16 protein-coding genes are annotated in these 16,479 nt (G+C 61.8%); 5 read left to right on the plus strand and 11 right to left on the minus strand.

Annotated features, from left to right (window positions below):
- Positions 1 to 218: 218 nt before the first annotated feature.
- Together gnd and A7X77_RS13100 are read left to right on the plus strand one after the other, a co-directional pair.
- Positions 219 to 1,250 (plus strand): phosphogluconate dehydrogenase (NAD(+)-dependent, decarboxylating), encoded by a 1,032-nt coding sequence (gene gnd / locus A7X77_RS13095; protein WP_064683329.1) that lies wholly within the window; start codon positions 219 to 221, stop codon positions 1,248 to 1,250.
- Between the two features lie 206 nt (positions 1,251 to 1,456).
- The gene (locus tag A7X77_RS13100; RefSeq protein ID WP_064683330.1) at positions 1,457 to 3,568 is read left to right on the plus strand and encodes a mechanosensitive ion channel family protein; all 2,112 of its coding nucleotides are present in this window, start codon (positions 1,457 to 1,459) and stop codon (positions 3,566 to 3,568) included.
- Positions 3,569 to 3,574: 6 nt separating this feature from the next.
- Here the strand turns inward: A7X77_RS13100 and A7X77_RS13105 are convergent, their stop codons facing one another.
- Entirely contained in the window at positions 3,575 to 3,952 is a 378-nt protein-coding gene (locus A7X77_RS13105) for a DoxX family protein (protein ID WP_064683331.1), read from the minus strand.
- A 233-nt stretch (positions 3,953 to 4,185) separates the two neighbouring features.
- On the opposite strand from A7X77_RS13105, the gene mprF reads away from it, so the two are divergent.
- Together mprF and A7X77_RS13115 are read left to right on the plus strand one after the other, a co-directional pair.
- Positions 4,186 to 6,789, plus strand: coding sequence for a bifunctional lysylphosphatidylglycerol flippase/synthetase MprF (gene mprF, locus A7X77_RS13110; protein WP_064683332.1), 2,604 nt, complete (start codon positions 4,186 to 4,188; stop codon positions 6,787 to 6,789).
- Entirely contained in the window at positions 6,786 to 8,168 is a 1,383-nt protein-coding gene (locus A7X77_RS13115; protein WP_064683333.1) for a virulence factor family protein, read from the plus strand. Before mprF ends, A7X77_RS13115 begins: the two co-directional genes overlap by 4 nt.
- On the opposite strand, the gene A7X77_RS13120 is transcribed toward A7X77_RS13115, so the two are convergent.
- The 10 genes from A7X77_RS13120 to ruvC are packed head-to-tail and all read right to left on the minus strand — an operon-like array spanning position 8,165 to position 13,809.
- Positions 8,165 to 8,728, minus strand: coding sequence for a DinB family protein (locus tag A7X77_RS13120; protein ID WP_064683334.1), 564 nt, complete (start codon positions 8,726 to 8,728; stop codon positions 8,165 to 8,167). The two genes, A7X77_RS13115 and A7X77_RS13120, sit on opposite strands and share 4 nt — an antisense overlap.
- 49 nt (positions 8,729 to 8,777) lie before the next feature.
- Positions 8,778 to 9,290: an NUDIX hydrolase gene (locus tag A7X77_RS13125; protein ID WP_064683335.1), complete on the minus strand. Its 513-nt coding sequence runs from the start codon at positions 9,288 to 9,290 to the stop codon at positions 8,778 to 8,780.
- 7 nt (positions 9,291 to 9,297) lie between these two features.
- The gene (locus A7X77_RS13130; protein ID WP_064683336.1) at positions 9,298 to 10,200 is read right to left on the minus strand and encodes a metallophosphoesterase; all 903 of its coding nucleotides are present in this window, start codon (positions 10,198 to 10,200) and stop codon (positions 9,298 to 9,300) included.
- Entirely contained in the window at positions 10,201 to 11,241 is a 1,041-nt protein-coding gene (gene ruvB / locus A7X77_RS13135) for a Holliday junction branch migration DNA helicase RuvB (protein ID WP_064683337.1), read from the minus strand.
- A complete protein-coding gene (locus tag A7X77_RS13140) occupies positions 11,238 to 11,636 on the minus strand; it encodes a PIN domain-containing protein (RefSeq protein WP_064683338.1) in 399 nt (132 codons plus the stop codon). The genes ruvB and A7X77_RS13140 overlap by 4 nt, the downstream gene beginning before the upstream one ends.
- Positions 11,633 to 11,893 carry an AbrB/MazE/SpoVT family DNA-binding domain-containing protein gene (locus tag A7X77_RS13145; protein WP_064683339.1) on the minus strand — a complete coding sequence of 87 codons (261 nt, stop codon included), beginning with the start codon at positions 11,891 to 11,893 and terminating at the stop codon, positions 11,633 to 11,635. The genes A7X77_RS13140 and A7X77_RS13145 overlap by 4 nt, the downstream gene beginning before the upstream one ends.
- A 54-nt stretch (positions 11,894 to 11,947) precedes the next feature.
- Complete coding sequence (ruvA, locus tag A7X77_RS13150; protein ID WP_064683340.1) at positions 11,948 to 12,565, minus strand: Holliday junction branch migration protein RuvA; 618 nt, start codon at positions 12,563 to 12,565, stop codon at positions 11,948 to 11,950.
- Between the two features lie 13 nt (positions 12,566 to 12,578).
- The gene (locus tag A7X77_RS13155; protein WP_064683341.1) at positions 12,579 to 12,992 is read right to left on the minus strand and encodes a type II toxin-antitoxin system VapC family toxin; all 414 of its coding nucleotides are present in this window, start codon (positions 12,990 to 12,992) and stop codon (positions 12,579 to 12,581) included.
- Positions 12,992 to 13,243 (minus strand): AbrB/MazE/SpoVT family DNA-binding domain-containing protein, encoded by a 252-nt coding sequence (locus A7X77_RS13160; RefSeq protein WP_064683342.1) that lies wholly within the window; start codon positions 13,241 to 13,243, stop codon positions 12,992 to 12,994. Before A7X77_RS13160 ends, A7X77_RS13155 begins: the two co-directional genes overlap by 1 nt.
- A gap of 56 nt (positions 13,244 to 13,299) precedes the next feature.
- The gene (gene ruvC, locus A7X77_RS13165) at positions 13,300 to 13,809 is read right to left on the minus strand and encodes a crossover junction endodeoxyribonuclease RuvC (RefSeq protein ID WP_064683343.1); all 510 of its coding nucleotides are present in this window, start codon (positions 13,807 to 13,809) and stop codon (positions 13,300 to 13,302) included.
- A 241-nt stretch (positions 13,810 to 14,050) separates the two neighbouring features.
- Between ruvC and A7X77_RS13170 the strand changes: the two genes are divergently transcribed.
- The gene (locus A7X77_RS13170) at positions 14,051 to 16,366 is read left to right on the plus strand and encodes a methyl-accepting chemotaxis protein (protein ID WP_064683415.1); all 2,316 of its coding nucleotides are present in this window, start codon (positions 14,051 to 14,053) and stop codon (positions 16,364 to 16,366) included.
- Positions 16,367 to 16,479: the final 113 nt, after the last annotated feature.

Raw genomic sequence — 16,479 nt, forward strand, 5'->3', positions numbered from 1 at the left:
CGCTCCGCGTTTCGGATGATATAGCCGCCCGCGTGGCGGCAATATGCTTGTTGGAGGGTGGAATTGCGCTCCCAAAACGCCAGATTGGCGACTGCGGGCGTTCAGTCGCGCACAAGGGTGCAATCGTCGCATCGCCCTTGCGCCAGAGACTTCGCTTGCCTGTCACGATGCCGGTGCTAGTTTCCGGAATCATATCGATAAATCCCAGGAGATTTCAGATGCAGCTTGGTATGGTCGGTTTGGGCCGCATGGGCAATTACATGGTCCAGCGCCTGATGCGTGGCGGTCACGAATGCGTCGTTTATGACGCCAGGCCGGAAAGCGTTGCCGAGCTTGCAGGCCTCGGCGCGACCGGCAGCGCCTCGCTCGAGGAGTTCGTCTCGAAGCTCGCCCATCCCAGAGCGATCTGGCTGATGCTGCCGGCGGCGATCGTTGACAAGGTACTGGCGAGCCTGGTGCCGCTGCTGCAGAACGGCGATATCGTCATCGACGGCGGCAATTCCTATTACCACGACGATATCCGCCGCGGCGCCGAGCTCATCACCAAGGGCATCCACTATGTCGATGTCGGCACCAGCGGCGGCGTCTTCGGCCTGGAGCGCGGCTATTGCCTGATGATCGGCGGCGAAAAGGGCACCGTCGCCCATCTTTCGCCGATCTTTGCAACACTCGCCCCCGGCGTCGGCACGACGGAAGCATCGCCGAACCGCACAGCCGAAGCGGCTGCGGTGAGCACCGCGGAACAGGGCTACCTGCATTGCGGCCCGCATGGCGCCGGCCATTTCGTCAAGATGGTCCACAACGGCATCGAGTACGGCCTGATGGCCGCCTATGCCGAGGGCATCAACATCCTGAAACACGCCAATATCGGCGCTGCCTCGCATGAGGCCGATGCGGAAACCGCGCCGCTCGCCCATCCCGAACATTTCCAATACGATTTCAATCTACAGGATGTCGCCGAAGTCTGGCGCCGCGGCAGCGTCATCACCTCGTGGCTGCTCGATCTGACCGCCGATGCGCTGCATGCCGATCCGGCACTTTCGAAGTTTGCCGGCCGTGTCTCGGACAGCGGCGAGGGCCGCTGGACGATCATGGCGGCAATCGACGAAAGCGTGCCGACGCCGGTTCTAAGCGCGGCGCTCTACGGCCGCTTCTCCTCACGCGACAACGACGAATTCGCCAACAAGGTCCTGTCGGCGATGCGCGCCGGCTTCGGCGGCCACGTGGAAAAGCCGGCGCCGAAATCTTGAAGGGGCCGGGGCTGAATCCTGTTCTAAATTAGCTGTTAGAGCATGACGTCGTTCGAAAACCACTCACATTTTTCGGCGTCATGCCTAGCCATTGGTATGGTTTTCCTGCCGCTTGCTGGCGGCTACGGTCACGAGTATCCATTGCGGAAAGGGAAATGTCGGGGCTGCTTCCATCCAAGCGGCCGACACTCCATTGGAGGGCGGTCATGGGACGTGTCACGGCGGCGGGCTTGAAGGCCGCCATATTCGGCATCTTGGCATGCGTTGCGCTTTTCGCGGCGGCTTCGCCCGGCTTTTCCCAAACGCCTGCACAAGCGCCGGCTGCAAATACCCCGCCGGCGCAGGTGCGTGAGATGATGCAGCTCATGCAGGCACCGGAGGTCAAGCAGTGGATGGCGACGCAGATGGCGGCACCCGCTGCGGCCGATTCGGCAACCCAGAACCAGATGTCGGTACTCTCAGGCCTGCTGCAGCATGCCCGCCGGCATGTCTCAATGGTGTCCGACGCGGCGATGATCTTGCCCTCGCAGATCGGCAATGCGTCCTCGCTGTTTTTCGGTGAGGTCGCCGCCACCGGCTGGAGCCGAATGATCGCGCAATTCTTGGCGATCTTCCTGCTCGGGGCCATCGTCGAAAGCATGGCCCGCTATGCCTTCCGCCGTCGTCGCCGGCGCTTGGCGCAGATGGCGGGCATGCATCTGACGCCGCGCGTCGTACCGGCTCTCATTTTCGCTGCGGCAACCATGATCGCGCTTTTCAGTCTCAGCTGGCCGCCGCTCAGCCAGAGCGTGGCGATCCTCTGCGCCGTCGCGCTCATCGTCCAGCGTTTCACGATTTGCCTGGGCGGCGTCTTGGTCGATCTCATCGGGCTGGCGCGGGCCGAGGAAGAGCGGCAAGGCGTGACCGTGCCGACCATGCCGTCACGCGCCGTCGCGCTCTTCTGGTATCGCCGCTCTGCGATTTTCGTCATCTATTTCATGCTTGGCTGGGCGGCCATCCAGTCGATGGAGCCGCTCGGCTTTTCCCCGAGCGCCCGGCTCTTCGTCGGCTACATCCTCGGCATCGGGCTGCTGCTGATCGCCATCGAAGCTGTCTGGTCGCGGCCGCAGAAAGACGAGAAGCGCGGTCATGGGATGTCCTGGGCGCTCACCGTTTATTTCCTGTTGCTCTGGGGGCTGTGGGTCACCGGGTTCAACTGGCTGCTCTGGCTCGGCATCTATGTGCTGATGTTGCCGCGGGTGCTCGCCGTCTCGACGATTGCGGTGAAATCGTTGCAGCAGACCGAGGCGAGCTTCCTTGCCACGCGCCGCATTGCCGCCGTATTGCTCGATCGCGGCGTGCGGGCGCTGATTATCGGATTCGCGGCCATCTGGCTCGGCCAACTGATCGGCGTCGGCGCCGACACGATGGCGGCCGGCGACAAAATGGTCGATAAGATCGCCCGCGGCGTCATCGGCGGAATCGTCATCCTGCTTGCTGCCGATCTGCTCTGGCACGTCGTCAAAGCCTATATCGACGGCAAGCTGCTCGGCTCGCCCTTGGACGGCGGTGCGACGGACGAGGAGAAAGCCAAACATGCACGGTTTCAGACGCTGCTGCCGATCTTCCGCAATATCCTTGCCGTGGTCATCGCCGTCATTGCGGTTCTCATGGTGCTCTCGGGCCTCGGCATCGAGATCGGGCCATTGATTGCCGGCGCCGGCGTCGTCGGCGTTGCGGTGGGTTTCGGCGCCCAGACGATCGTCAAGGACGTCATCAGCGGCATGTTCTATCTCTGGGACGATGCCTTCCGCGTCGGCGAATATATCGAAAGCGGCAGTCACAAAGGCGTCGTCGAGGCCTTCAGCCTGCGCTCGGTGAAGCTCAGGCATCATCGCGGGCCGCTGACGACCGTGCCGTTCGGCGAACTCGGCGCGGTGAAGAACCTCAATCGCGATTGGACGATCGACAAGATCAGCCTCAACGTCACATACGACACCGATCTCGTCAAAGCGAAGAAGGTGATCAAGCAGATCGGTCAGACGTTGCTCGAAAACCCGGAATTCGGTCCGCACATCATTGAGACGCTGAAGATGAAGGGTGTCGAGCAGTTCGGCGAATTCGCGATCGAGATCCGCCTGTCGATGATGACGAAGCCTGGCGAACAGTTCGTTATCCGCCGCAATGCACTGGCGATGATCCGCAATGCCTTCAAGGAAAACGGCATCGAATTCGCCGTGCCGACGGTGCAGGTGGCTGGTGATCGTGCGGCGGAAGTGGATGCCGCCGCGGCGCGCTATGCTGCGCTTGCGCGGGCCGGCGGTGAGCCGGCCACGTGAACCGCCTCACATCGCCGCAGCGGCTGCGGTGAGCAGACCGCCGATAATGGCCATGTTGTTTTTCCAGCTGTTGATGGCGCTGTCGCGGGCTGTGCCTTCCATGTCCCAGAAATTCAGCAGCATCACGGAGGCGGCAAGCGTGAAGATGATGAGGCCGAACGCTGCCGCGACGACAAAGAAACCCAGCATCAGCAGGAGACCGGCAGCAATTTGAAAGACGCTGCCCGACAGCAGCACCCATTTCGCAAAAGGTATGCCGCGGGCTTCGATGGCGTCGGTTATCGGCACGATGACGAAAAAATGATGGATGCCGCCGGCCACGAAAAGGCCGCCGAGCAGCAATCTGCCGAGGATAAGGATCATGAAGGCCAGGTCATCCTGCATGTCTCATCCTTCTCGCGTCTCAAATCTTCGTCATGACCGCAAACTCTTCGCAAGCTTACGAAAAAGCAATGTGGCAATACAGTTTGCCTGCCCACTTTCGCCCCATTTGAGGATGATTGAAGCGCAGGCGGGGCTGAGGCAGCGGCGGCATGGCTTCATAGAGCTTCTGTGCCTGTCATGTTACGTCTTCGAAAAATGATTCCCGCCGAATTTGAAAATTGCGCAGGTACGAGATGTCGGGTCACGGCAATTTGGAAGAGATGGAAGCGACGGACGGGTTTTCCTTTCGCGCGCTTTTCAGGCGGTACAGGACGCCACTGACGGCAGCCGCGACCCTCGTTGTCTTCTGTCTCGTCGGCTATGCGATCATGCAGCTGACCAACGAGGTTCGCTATGATGATGTCGTCGGTGCGCTGGCGGCGACCAGGCCGAGCGCGATCCTGCTCGCGCTGTTCTTCACGGCCCTCAGTTTCCTCTCGCTGGTCTTCTATGACCTCAATGCCATCGAATATATCGGCAAGAAGCTGCCCTTTCCGCATGTGGCGCTGACGGCTTTCAGCGCCTATGCAGTCGGCAATACAGCCGGCTTCGGGGCGCTTTCGGGCGGTGCGATCCGCTATCGCGCCTATACGCGCCTCGGCCTCTCGCCGGAAGATATCGGCCGCATCATCGCCTTCGTCACGCTGTCCTTCGGCCTCGGGCTCGCGGCTGTCGCGTCGATCGCCCTCATTATCATCGCCAGCGAGATCGGGCCGCTGATCGGTGTCAGCGCGTTCCTTCTCCGGCTGATTGCCGGCTCGATCCTCGCCATTCTCGGGGCTGTCATGTTCATCGGCCGTGAAGGCCGCGTGCTCGACCTCGGTGCGGTGGCGATCCGCTTGCCGGATTCACGCACCTGGTCGCGCCAATTCCTGGTGACGGCCTTCGATATCGCTGCCTCGGCCTCGGTGCTCTATGTGCTCTTGCCGCAGACGGCGATCGGCTGGCCGGCCTTCCTGGCCGTCTATGCGATCGCCGTCGGTCTCGGCGTGCTCAGCCACGTTCCGGCCGGGCTCGGCGTGTTCGAGACCGTGATCATCGCCTCGCTCGGCAGCGCGGTGAATATCGACGCCGTGCTGGGATCGCTGGTGCTCTATCGGCTGATCTATCATGTATTGCCCCTGTTGATTGCCGTGCTTGCGGTCTCCGCGACGGAGCTGCGCCGTTTTGTCGATCACCCGGCCGCCTCCAGCGTCCGGCGCATCGGCGGACGGCTGATGCCGCAGCTGCTGTCGACCTTGGCCCTGCTGCTCGGTGTCATGCTGGTGTTTTCGAGCGTCACACCGACGCCGGATCAGAATCTGGAATTTCTGTCCAACTATCTGCCGCTGCCGATGGTCGAAGGCGCGCACTTCCTCTCCAGCCTGCTCGGGCTGGCGCTGGTGGTCGCCGCGCGCGGCCTTGGTCAGAGGCTCGACGGCGCCTGGTGGGTGGCGGTGTTCTCGGCCGTTGCGGCGTTGACCTTGTCGCTGTTGAAGGCGATTGCGCTCGTCGAAGCCGCTTTTCTCGCCTTCCTCATCTTCGGGCTCTTCGTCAGCCGCCGGCTCTTTACTCGCCATGCGTCGCTGCTCAACCAGGCAATGACGGCATCCTGGCTGATGGCAATCGCCGTCATCGTCGTCGGCGCCGTCGTCATCCTGCTCTTCGTCTATCGCGATGTCGAATACAGCAACCAGCTCTGGTGGCAGTTCGAATTCACCGCCGAGGCGCCGCGGGGACTGCGTGCCCTGCTGGGCATCACCATCATCTCGTCGGCCATTGCCATTTTCAGCCTGCTCCGGCCGGCGGCCTTCCGGCCGGAGCCGGCGACGCAGGAGGCGCTGGCGCGTGCCGTCGACATCGTCAGGCAGCAGGGCAATGCCGACGCCAATCTGGTGCGGATGGGCGACAAGAGCATCATGTTCTCGGAGAAAGGCGACGCCTTCATCATGTACGGCCGGCAGGGCCGCTCATGGATCGCGCTCTTCGATCCGGTTGGCGATCCTCGCGCCGTGCAGGAACTCGTCTGGCGCTTCGTCGAGGGGGCGCGGGCGGCGGGCTGCCGCGCCGTTTTTTACCAGATCTCGCCGGCCTTGCTTTCCCATTGCGCGGATGCCGGCCTGCGCGCCTTCAAGCTCGGCGAACTGGCGGTGACCGATCTCAGGACCTTCGAGATGAAGGGCGGCAAATGGGCAAATCTCCGGCAGACTGCGAGCCGGGCGCAGCGCGACGGGCTGGAATTTGCCGTTATCGAACCGCAGGAGGTGCCCGTGGTCATCGATGATCTCGCTGCGGTTTCCTCGGCTTGGCTCGAGCACCACAACGCCAAGGAAAAGGGCTTCTCGCTCGGCGCCTTCGATCCCGATTATGTCTCCTCTCAACCGGTCGGCATTTTGAAGAAGGACGGCAAGATCGTTGCCTTTGCCAATATCCTCCTCACCGAATCCCGGGAGGAGGGCACGATCGATCTCATGCGTTTCTCGCCGGATGCGCCGAAGGGCTCGATGGACTTTCTCTTCGTGCAGATCATGGAATATCTGCGCGGTCAGGGCTTCACCCACTTCAATCTCGGCATGGCGCCCCTCTCCGGCATGTCGAAACGCGAGGCGGCACCCGTCTGGGACCGCATCGGCAGCACCGTCTTCGAACACGGCGAGCGCTTCTACAACTTCAAAGGCCTTCGGGCATTCAAATCCAAGTTTCATCCGCACTGGCAACCGCGCTATCTTGCGGTCTCCGGAGGGGGCAATCCGATGATCGCGTTGATGGACGCGACGTTTCTGATCGGGGGCGGGTTGAAAGGGGTAGTGAGAAAATGATCAGGTCAATCCTTCTTGCCACGGCATGCGTCTGCATGCTCGCGGCCGTACCGGCCGATGCCGCCGAGGAAACCACCCAGAGCTTCGAAAGCGGGCTGATCCCCTCGCCGCACATCTTCCTGCCGGAAGGGGAGGTGAAGGGCACGGTGATGCTGATCTCGGATGCTGCCGGCTGGGGCGATTACGAGAAGGCCGAGGCCGACAGGCTGGTCGCCGAAGGCGCCGTCGTCATCGGCGTCGACTTTCCTTCCTATATCCAGGCGCTCAGCCGCTACGATGTCAGCCTCAATGACGGCTGCCTCTACATGGTCTCGGATATCGAATCGCTGAGCCAGCAGGTGCAGCGTGCGACCGGCAACAACGCCTATCATCTGCCGATCGTCGCCGGCATCGGCGAGGGCGGGGCCTTGGCGCTGGCGATTGCGGCGCAGACGCCGGACGCGACGATCGGTCAGACGCTCGCCGTCGATCCGAAGGCCGGCATTCCGCTGACCAAGGAGCTTTGCACGCCGGCGTCCAAGCGGGCCGTCGGCGAGCGCATGGTCTACGGGCTGAGTGATGGCACTCTGCCGGATCCCGTCATAACAGTGTTTACGCCCGACGCCGACAAGGACGGCCGGGCGCATGCCGAAGCGCTCAAGAAAGTCCATTCTGCGATCGAGATCCGCGATTCCACCGACGACGCGCAGACGGTCTTTGCCGATACGCTCGATGATCTCGTCACCGCCTCCGGCGCCTTCGGCAATCCGCTCGGCCTGCCGCTGGCGATCCTCGAGACCACCCCCACGCTCGATACTATGGCGGTGATCTATTCCGGCGACGGCGGCTGGCGAGACATCGACAAGGAGGTGGGCGGCACCCTGCAGAAGGAAGGCATTCCCGTCGTTGGCGTCGACTCGCTTCATTATTTCTGGTCGGAGCGCAAGCCGGAAGAGACCGCCGGCGATCTTTCGAAGATCATCGATTTCTACCGCAAACAGTGGAAGGTGAAGCATGTGCTGCTCGTCGGTTATTCCTTCGGCGCCGACGTCGTGCCTGCGACCTACCAGTTGTTGAAGCCGGCCGAGAAGTCCGCGGTGGCGCAATTGTCGCTGCTGTCGCTCTCGCACGAAGTCGACTACGTCATCTCCGTTCTCGGCTGGCTCGGCCAGAAGACGGAAGGGGCGGGAGGTGACCCGGTCGCCGATTTGAAGAACGTCGATCCCAAACTCGTGCAATGCGTCTACGGCAAGGACGATGATGACGACGTCGCCTGTCCGGCGCTGAAGGACAGCGGCGCCGAGGTCATCGAGCTACCCGGCGATCATCACTTCGATGAGAATTACGACCTTCTCACCAAGACGATCATCGACGGGCTGAAGAGGCGGCTGCAGGATTAACGTATCAGTTTTTCCTCGCTCCAGCCGAGTTCGGCGAGTTCCTTGCCGCGAAACCGTGCATCATCGGCGACGATGAATTCGTCGAGCTGCGGCGGGGCGACGCTGGTGCCGGCAAGCATGGCATGCACCTGGCCGCGATGGTGGGTCTGGTGCTGGAAGAGGTGAGCCAGCACGTCCTCCATGCGCTCCTCCTGGATGCGGTCGCCGCGATGGAGTCTGACGATGGAGACGAGTTTTTCCGGGGTCAGAGCCTCGCAGAGCGCCGTCAGGCGCTGATCGACCGCCGCCTGCGCAACGCCGAGCGACGCTATGTCGTCGAATGGCTCTTCGACCTCGAAGGCCTGGTAGCCAAGCGTGCCGCCTTCCAAGCCATCGACATAGAACCAGTCGACGGTGATGATGTGGTTCAAGGTTTCTTTGATCGACGGGAAGAAGCTCGTGCGCGGCGCTTCGAATTCGCCGGGCTTCAAGGCCGTGCAGGCGTGAAGCAGGCGACGGTTGGCAAGGGCGTTGTTATAGGCAAGTTTGCGAAACGCCCGAACGGGATCGAAGGTCGGCATCGAGACATCTCCTCTTCTGCGTTGCGGCCATATGCATGACGTTACGACGTCAGTTCTTTTCGTCGAGATTGCCGTCGCGCCAGACGAGATGACGTGGTGCTGCCGGCAGGTTCTCGATGTCATCAGCGATGAAATAGGGCGGGATGTCGAGCGCGGTCAGGGCCTCGCGCGTCGCCCGCACCCATTTGAACTCGAGATGGTTGTCGCCGTCCTCGACCCGATGGATGATTTCGTGCGACAGAAAGGCGAATTCGGGCGGGATCTCCATCAGATAATAGAGGCCGAGTTCATGCCAGTTGCGCTGCTCATAGTGGAAAAAATTCTCGAGGACCCAGAGCAGGCGGGAGATGGTGACCTCGACGCCAAGTTCCTCCACCATCTCCCGTTTCAGCGTCTCCTCCGACGTCTCGCCGATTTCCGCCCTCCCGCCGGGAAAAGTCCAGAAGGGCTCGTGCACGGCACGATGGACGAGCACATGGCCATCGCGAAAACCAAGTCCGACGATGCGATAGTTGAAACGCTCAGCCCCCGCGGTCAGGCGGATGAGGGTACGCCTGCTCATGACATTCTTATCCGAGATCGATGACGACGATTTCCGGCGGCACGCCGAAGCGGACCGGCGCGATGGAGCAGCCGAGGCCACCGGACACGATGATATTGCGCCCGTCCTCGACGATGTGGCCGTAGGCGTAGCGATTGCCGTAACGCGAGGGCACGATCGGCGAATGGCCGAGGAAACGGATCTGCCCGCCATGGGTGTGACCGGATAGCGTCAGCGAGACGCGCTCGGGCACGCGCGGAAAGATATCGGGCTCATGGGCGAGCAGGATGACGGGCGCATCGTCGGTCACCTGCGCCATCGTTCCATCGAGGTCGTCGAGGCCGAGCATGCGCGTGCGGCCCCATTTCCTGCCGGGCAGCAGCGCCAGCTGGTCTTCGAGGCCCGCGAGCCAGAAGCCGCGGCCATCCTTTTCCAGCCGAACGGCGCGGTTGCCGTAGACCGGGATGCCGACGTCGGCAAGCGCCCGGTGCCCGAATGTTTCCATCCCGCCGTTCTTCTGGGCGGTTCGATCCTCCCACCAGTCATGATTGCCCATGATCGCATGGACGCCGAGAGGGGCCTGCAGGGTGGCCAGCGCTTTCGACCATCGGCTCGAATGCACGTACTGCGTCACCATGTTCATGCCCGAGGCATAATCGCCGAGCAGCACGGTCACGTCGCCTTCGAGCTCGTTGGCCCTGTGGCAGATCGCGGTAATGCGGTTTTCCGACATCCAGGGCTCGCAGGCGTGGATATCGGCGAGCGCGACGACGCGGAGCTTCAGTCCCGGTGCCCATCCCGGCGGCGTCAGCCGGTAACGGGCGATGCCGAGCCGCGCCAGCGGTTCATAGGCGAAGGCATAACCACCAAGCGACATGACGCCCGCGATACCACCGCCGAGAACCTTGAAAAATCCGCGGCGGGTGATCACTCAGTTATCCTCCTGGAACAGCCGGAACTGCGCAGCCTCCATGTCCTTGGGCGGTTGCATTCCGAGATGTTTCCACGCGATTGCGGTCAGAACACGGCCGCGCGGCGTGCGCTGAATGAAACCTTGCTGGATCATGTAAGGCTCGATGATATCCTCGATTGCATCGCGCGGCTCGGAAAGGCCGGCGGCAATGGTTTCGATGCCGACCGGACCGCCGCCGAAATTGACAGCGATCATGTTGAGGTAACGTTTGTCGAGCTGATCGAAGCCGACATTGTCGACGAGCAGGCGGGTCAGCGCCTCGTCGGCGATTTCGCGGGTGACGGCTTCCGCCCTTGCCACCTCGGCGAAGTCGCGCACGCGCCGCAGCAGCCGGCCGGCGATGCGTGGCGTGCCGCGGGCGCGTCTGGCGATCTCGCGGGCGCCTTCTTCGGTGATCGGCAGGTTCATCAGCCGCGCGCCGCGACGCACGATCAGTTCCAGCTCCTCGACGGTATAGAAGCTTAGGCGCACCGGGATGCCGAAGCGATCGCGCAGCGGCGTCGTCAGCAGGCCGAGACGGGTGGTCGCCGCCACCAGCGTGAATTTCGACAGGTCGATCTTCACCGAGCGGGCGGCAGGGCCTTCGCCGATAATCAGGTCGAGCTGGAAATCTTCCATGGCGGGATAAAGGATTTCTTCGACGGCCGGGTTGAGGCGATGAATCTCGTCGATGAAGAGCACGTCGCGCTCCTCGAGATTGGTGAGAAGGGCGGCGAGATCACCGGCCTTGGCAATGACGGGACCCGACGTTGAGCGGAAATTGACACCGAGTTCCTTCGCCATGATCTGCGCCAGCGTCGTCTTGCCGAGGCCGGGCGGTCCGACGAAGAGCACGTGGTCCAGCGCCTCGCCGCGGTTCTTCGCCGCTTCGATGAAGATCTTGAGATTGGCACGCGCTTCTGCCTGGCCGGTGAACTCGTCCAGCGATTGCGGGCGCAGCGTGACATCAAGGTCTTCGCCCCGCTTTTCCGGCGATATCAGGCGGGCGGGTTCGCTCATGAAAGAAGTTCCATTCCAGGTATGGTTTTTGCAGCTTGGGCGTCAAATGTCTTGGTTGTCACGCAACCGGCGTCACGGTTGCGAAGAGCGATGAAGACATCGGCAAATTCGGCATTCGTCCGCACCATGATTCCGAGCGCCTCCTCGACCACTCTTTCATCTTCAAGGATCAGATCCGCCGAGTCCAACAAATCCGAAATCGCCTCCACGATCTGTTCTCTCTTCAGCTTGATCCGTTGCCGCAGGAACCACGTGCATTCCAGCAGCGTGATGCAGCTAATATAGCCAGGTGCCGTATCGGAGAGGTTCTCGAACAGCGCTATGACTTTGTCTGTCTGGGCGGCATCATCCTTCAGGAGGAAGCGCAGCAGGATATTGGTGTCGAGGCCAATCATCCTGCTATATTCACATGAGCGGCGATGGCTTCTCCAATAGCCTCGTCCATTTCCTTTAAAGTGATCGTCCGCCGATTCGGATCGTGAAACCTGCCTGCAAGGTCAATGGCGCGCTTGTTCTTGGCTTTCATGATGATTTCGCCGTCGCGATTGATGTAGCGGATCCTGTCACCGGACTTCAGATTCAGCAATTCACGAACTTCCGCCGGAATTGTTGTCTGGCCCTTCGATGTCATTGTGCCGTAGTAGATATTCATCCGGATCTCCTTACCATTCAAGTTTAGTAAGGAATTGTGATATGTTCAAGGAGGTCACCGCGGCCCCAGTTCCTTCAATCCCAGCCTGATCAGCTTGGCGCTGTCTGCGCCTTCGCCGGCCGTCTTCATCGCCACAGCAACGGCATTTGCCGCCTGGTCTCTGCTGTAGCCGAGGTTGGTCAGCGCGGAAACCGCGTCAGCCACGGGTGCGGCGGCCACACCTTCGCCGAGTTCCTGCTTGAGGGCGATATTGATCGCTTCCCCGGCAAAGGCGGGAGCCCGGTTCTTGAGCTCGGTGACGAGGCGCATCGCCACTTTCGGGCCGACGCCCGGCGCGCGGGAAACGGCGGCGCGGTCCTGCAGAGCAATCGCATTGGCGAGTTCGCCCGGCGTCAAGGTCGAGAGCACGGCAAGCGCCACCTTAGCGCCGACCCCCTGGACGCTTTGGAGCAGATTGAACCATTCCCGCTCCAATGCGGTCATGAAGCCGAAGAGCTTCAACTGGTCCTCACGCACATAAGTCTCGATGAACAGCACGCAGGCCTCGCCGGCCGAGCCGAGCTTGGACAGGGTGCGGGCGGAGCAGTAAGCGACGTAGCAGACGCCGTGCACATCGACGAGTACATAATCTTCGCCGATCTCGTCTATGGTGCCTTTCAGCTTGCCGATCATGGGTCGTGGTCTCTCAAGGATGCGTTTCGGGCGTGATAAGTTCCACGGAGGGGAAAAAAGACCTGTATCCGCTGGGATCCCGGGTCAAAATTCTATAGCCCCGGATCGCCGCATGGGCGCCGATGAGGAAATCGGGCGGTATCCGTTCGCGTCCCCCACCGTCGCGACGGTAAAGCCGAAAGGCTTGAGCCGCGGCAAAAGCCGCCGGCCAAGGCAGATTCTCGCGGCGGAATTCATTCTGGGGAAGCAGGCGCTCGACTTCATCCACATCGCCGTAGCGGACGGAAAATTCGGAATAGATGATCGGGTTTATGAGCACTGGCCCCTCTTTGAAGACATCGAGCATCTTCTGACGCGACCAGGCATGCCAGTCCGAGCTGACCACGGCCAAGTCGACAAGGATGTTTGTATCGACAAGCGTCGCCATCAGCGATCACGGGTCAGCGACATGAGGTCTTCGGCATCGATCTCCTGATCACCGGTTCCTTCGAGACGACGGATCGTCTGCAGGAAACGGTCGAGCCGACCTCGATCCTCGATCTCCTGCTTGCCGTTCTTCGGCGAGAGAACGAGCTTGCCGCCCTCGATCGAGAAGATGACCTCGCTGTTGGCCTCGATGCCGGCAAGCTCCCTGAGGTCGCGAGGGATGGTGACCTGGCCTTTGGACGTGACGCGCATCTCGTTGCTCCTTCAAAGTAAGAATTATCCTTACCTCGGAACAAGTCAAGAACAGATCAGCCGGCCAGTGCCTGCCGCATTCGATTGCTGCCGCGATTGTGCGCATGGCAGATGGCAATCGCCAGGGCGTCGGCGGCATCGTCGCCTTTGAATTCGACTTTCGGCATCAGGATCTTCAACATCATGTGAATCTGACGTTTTTCGCCGTGGCCGACGCCGATGACAGCCTTCTTTACGGCGTTCGGGGCATATTCGGAGACTTGCAGCCCGGCGCGCGCCGGCACCAGCATGGCGATGCCGCGGGCCTGGCCGAGCTTCAGGGTTGCAACCGCGTCCTTGTTGACGAAGGTCTGTTCGACGGCGGCCTCATCCGGCTTGTAAGCGTGCACAACCTCCGCCAGGCCGTCATGCAGCTGGCAGAGGCGGGAGGCGAGGTCCATGTCTCCATCGGAGGTTACGGTTCCCGAGGCCACAAACCGTAGGGAATTGCCCAATGTGTCGATGATTCCCCAGCCGGTGCGGCGAAGTCCGGGGTCGATGCCGACGATGCGAATCGTATTTTGCATGGTTCAACCTATAGCGACTGCAAAATAAGTGCCATCGATATGTGAACAAAACAAAAACCTTCCCGTATTTAAGCCGCTCCATTTACCGCGAATTAAAACAGATGCTTGAATTCTAGTGTCGAATACGAAGGGGGTCTCGCATGCAAAGAGATAAGCCCCCGATGTTCTGTTTGAAGACCGGTCGATCAGGCATGCCTTGCCTGCCCGCGCCGGCAGGCGCGTTCAGAAGGGGTTCGTCGACATGGCTCTGAGATTCCAATCCCTGTCCTTCAAGGTCATTGCCACATTCATCCTGATGACCGTGCTGTCGATCGCGGTGATCGACGTGCTCGCCTATTTCGCCAGCAGCCGCATCTCCGACGAGCAGGCGCTGAAGGCCAAGGAGAGCGTGCTGATCTTCCGCGGCGACATGCTGCAGGACCAGCTGGCGCAGCTTGAGAACCAGGCCAATTCCATCGCCCGCATCGAGGCGCTGCAGATGTCGATCACCAGTCTGAAGAGCGGCTGGAAGACCATCGAGAAAACCTCCGGTGATGCCCGTGCCGAGCTGAAAAAAGTTTTCATCACGGCCAATCCCAACCCGGCGGATCAGCGCGAGAAGCTGATGAAGCCGGAAGGGCCGAGCGGTTTTTATTTTTCGAATCACGAGAAGACGCAGAGCGAGGTCGCCCGCGACCTCGCGGATACCGCTTTCAGCGATCTGCTGATCGCCGATCTCGACGGTACCGTCCTCTATTCCTACAAGAAGCTGGACGACTTCGCCGAGAATCTGAAGACGGACGCCTGGAAGACGACCGGCGCCGGCATCGCTTTCGCCAAGGCGCTGGAGAATACCGCCAAGGCGACCGAAGATGCCGCGCCGACAGGCTTTTCCGGGCTTCGCGTCGATGCCGCCAGCGGCAGGTCGGCGATCTTCTATGCCGTGCCGATTGTCAAGCTCGGCGCCGCCAAAGGCATCATCCTGTTCAAGGTGCGTGACGACATCGTCACCAGCATCCTTGCAAAGGGCATTGTTCAGGGCAGCACCGCGCGGGCGGCGATCGTCTCCGCCGATGGTTCCGCTATCGGTCTCGATGCCGGCGGCAAGCTTGCGACGCTCGATGCTACCGCCTTCACCTTCATCAAGGACGCGCTTGCCAGTTCGGCGATGACGGTGGCCGATTTCGACAGGGCTGACGGCTCAGCGCGCGCCTATGTCCGCGGCATCGACTATCGCGGCGACCGCTTCCTCGTGGTCGAGAGCGTGCTGCTCAGCGAGCTCAATGCCGGCTCGATCGAGATCGCCACCTTGCTGACGATAATCGGCATCGGCGTGCTCGTCGTCATGGCGATCGCCACCGGGCTTGTTACCAACCTTCTGTTCTCGCCACTGGCGCGGCTTGCCGGCGTCACCCGCGATGTCGCCGACGGCAAGCTCGACAGCGAGATCGGCAGCCTGAACCGCAAGGATGAGATCGGTACGATGGCGAATGCGCTCGCCCGCTTCCGGCAGTCGCTCATCGAAAGCCGCGAACTGGAAGCCGCCAGCGAAGAGACGCGCCTTCAGGCCGAGCAAGACCGCCAGCAGAACCTTGCCGAGCGCGAGGCCGAGGCGAAGTCGCTGCAGCAGGTGGTCGAGGCGATCGATGAGGGCCTGCATCATCTGGCGAGCGGGGATCTCGCCTATCAGATCGACACACGCTTCCCGAACGAGCTCGAAAGCCTGCGCATCAATTTCAACGAGGCGCTCGCGACGCTGAGCGAAACCATGACGGCCATCGGCGGCAACTCGATGGCGGTGCGCGCCGGCTCCGAGGAGATGCGGACCGGCGCCGACGAGCTTGCCGGGCGCACCGAGCGCCAGGCCGGCTCGATCACCGAGACGGCGAATGCGATCAGCGCCATCACCCAGTCAGTCCGCCGGCAGATCGAGCGGGCCGAACAGGCCGAGCGCATCGCCCGCGACGCCAAGAAGGAGACGACCGGCTCCGGCCAGATCATGCGCGAGACGATCGCGGCGATGGAGGCGATCCAGACCTCCTCACGCCAGATCAACACGATCATCTCCGTCATCGACGATATCGCCTTCCAGACCAATCTTCTGGCGCTCAATGCCGGTGTCGAGGCGGCGCGCGCCGGCGAATCCGGCAAGGGTTTTGCTGTCGTCGCCATGGAGGTGCGCGAGCTTGCCCAGCGCTCATCGAGCGCGGCCAAGGAAATCTCCAGTCTGCTGCAGAAATCGACGCATGAAGTGGAAAGTGGCGTGTCGCTGGTCGAAAAGGCGGGTGCTGCGCTGACGGGCATCGGCGGCCACGTCGAGGCGATCAACGGGAAGATCCACGAGATCATGGAATCGACCCGCGAGGAGGCCAATACGCTGCGCGAGATCAACAGCGCCGTTGCCGAACTCGACGCGATGACGCAGCAGAACGCCGCTATGGTCGAGGAGACGACGGCGGCGATCCACCGGCTGGCGACGGAAGCCCTGGAAATGGATCGCCAGCTCGGCAATTTCACGCTGCCGCCCGGCGATCACAAGCCGAGCGCCGAGGTGCATGTGCTGCGCCGTCACCGGTAGGCTACCGCATCCGAACCGACACAAGGGCCGCCGTCTCGCGGCCCTTTTTGTTTGCGTTGACGGTTTGGAATAGCGTGGGCGCGAACCTACATAGACGGCACCCTTCAACTGCC

Origin of the sequence: Rhizobium bangladeshense (assembly GCF_001662075.1) — a bacterium.
GTDB lineage: Bacteria > Pseudomonadota > Alphaproteobacteria > Rhizobiales > Rhizobiaceae > Rhizobium > Rhizobium bangladeshense_B.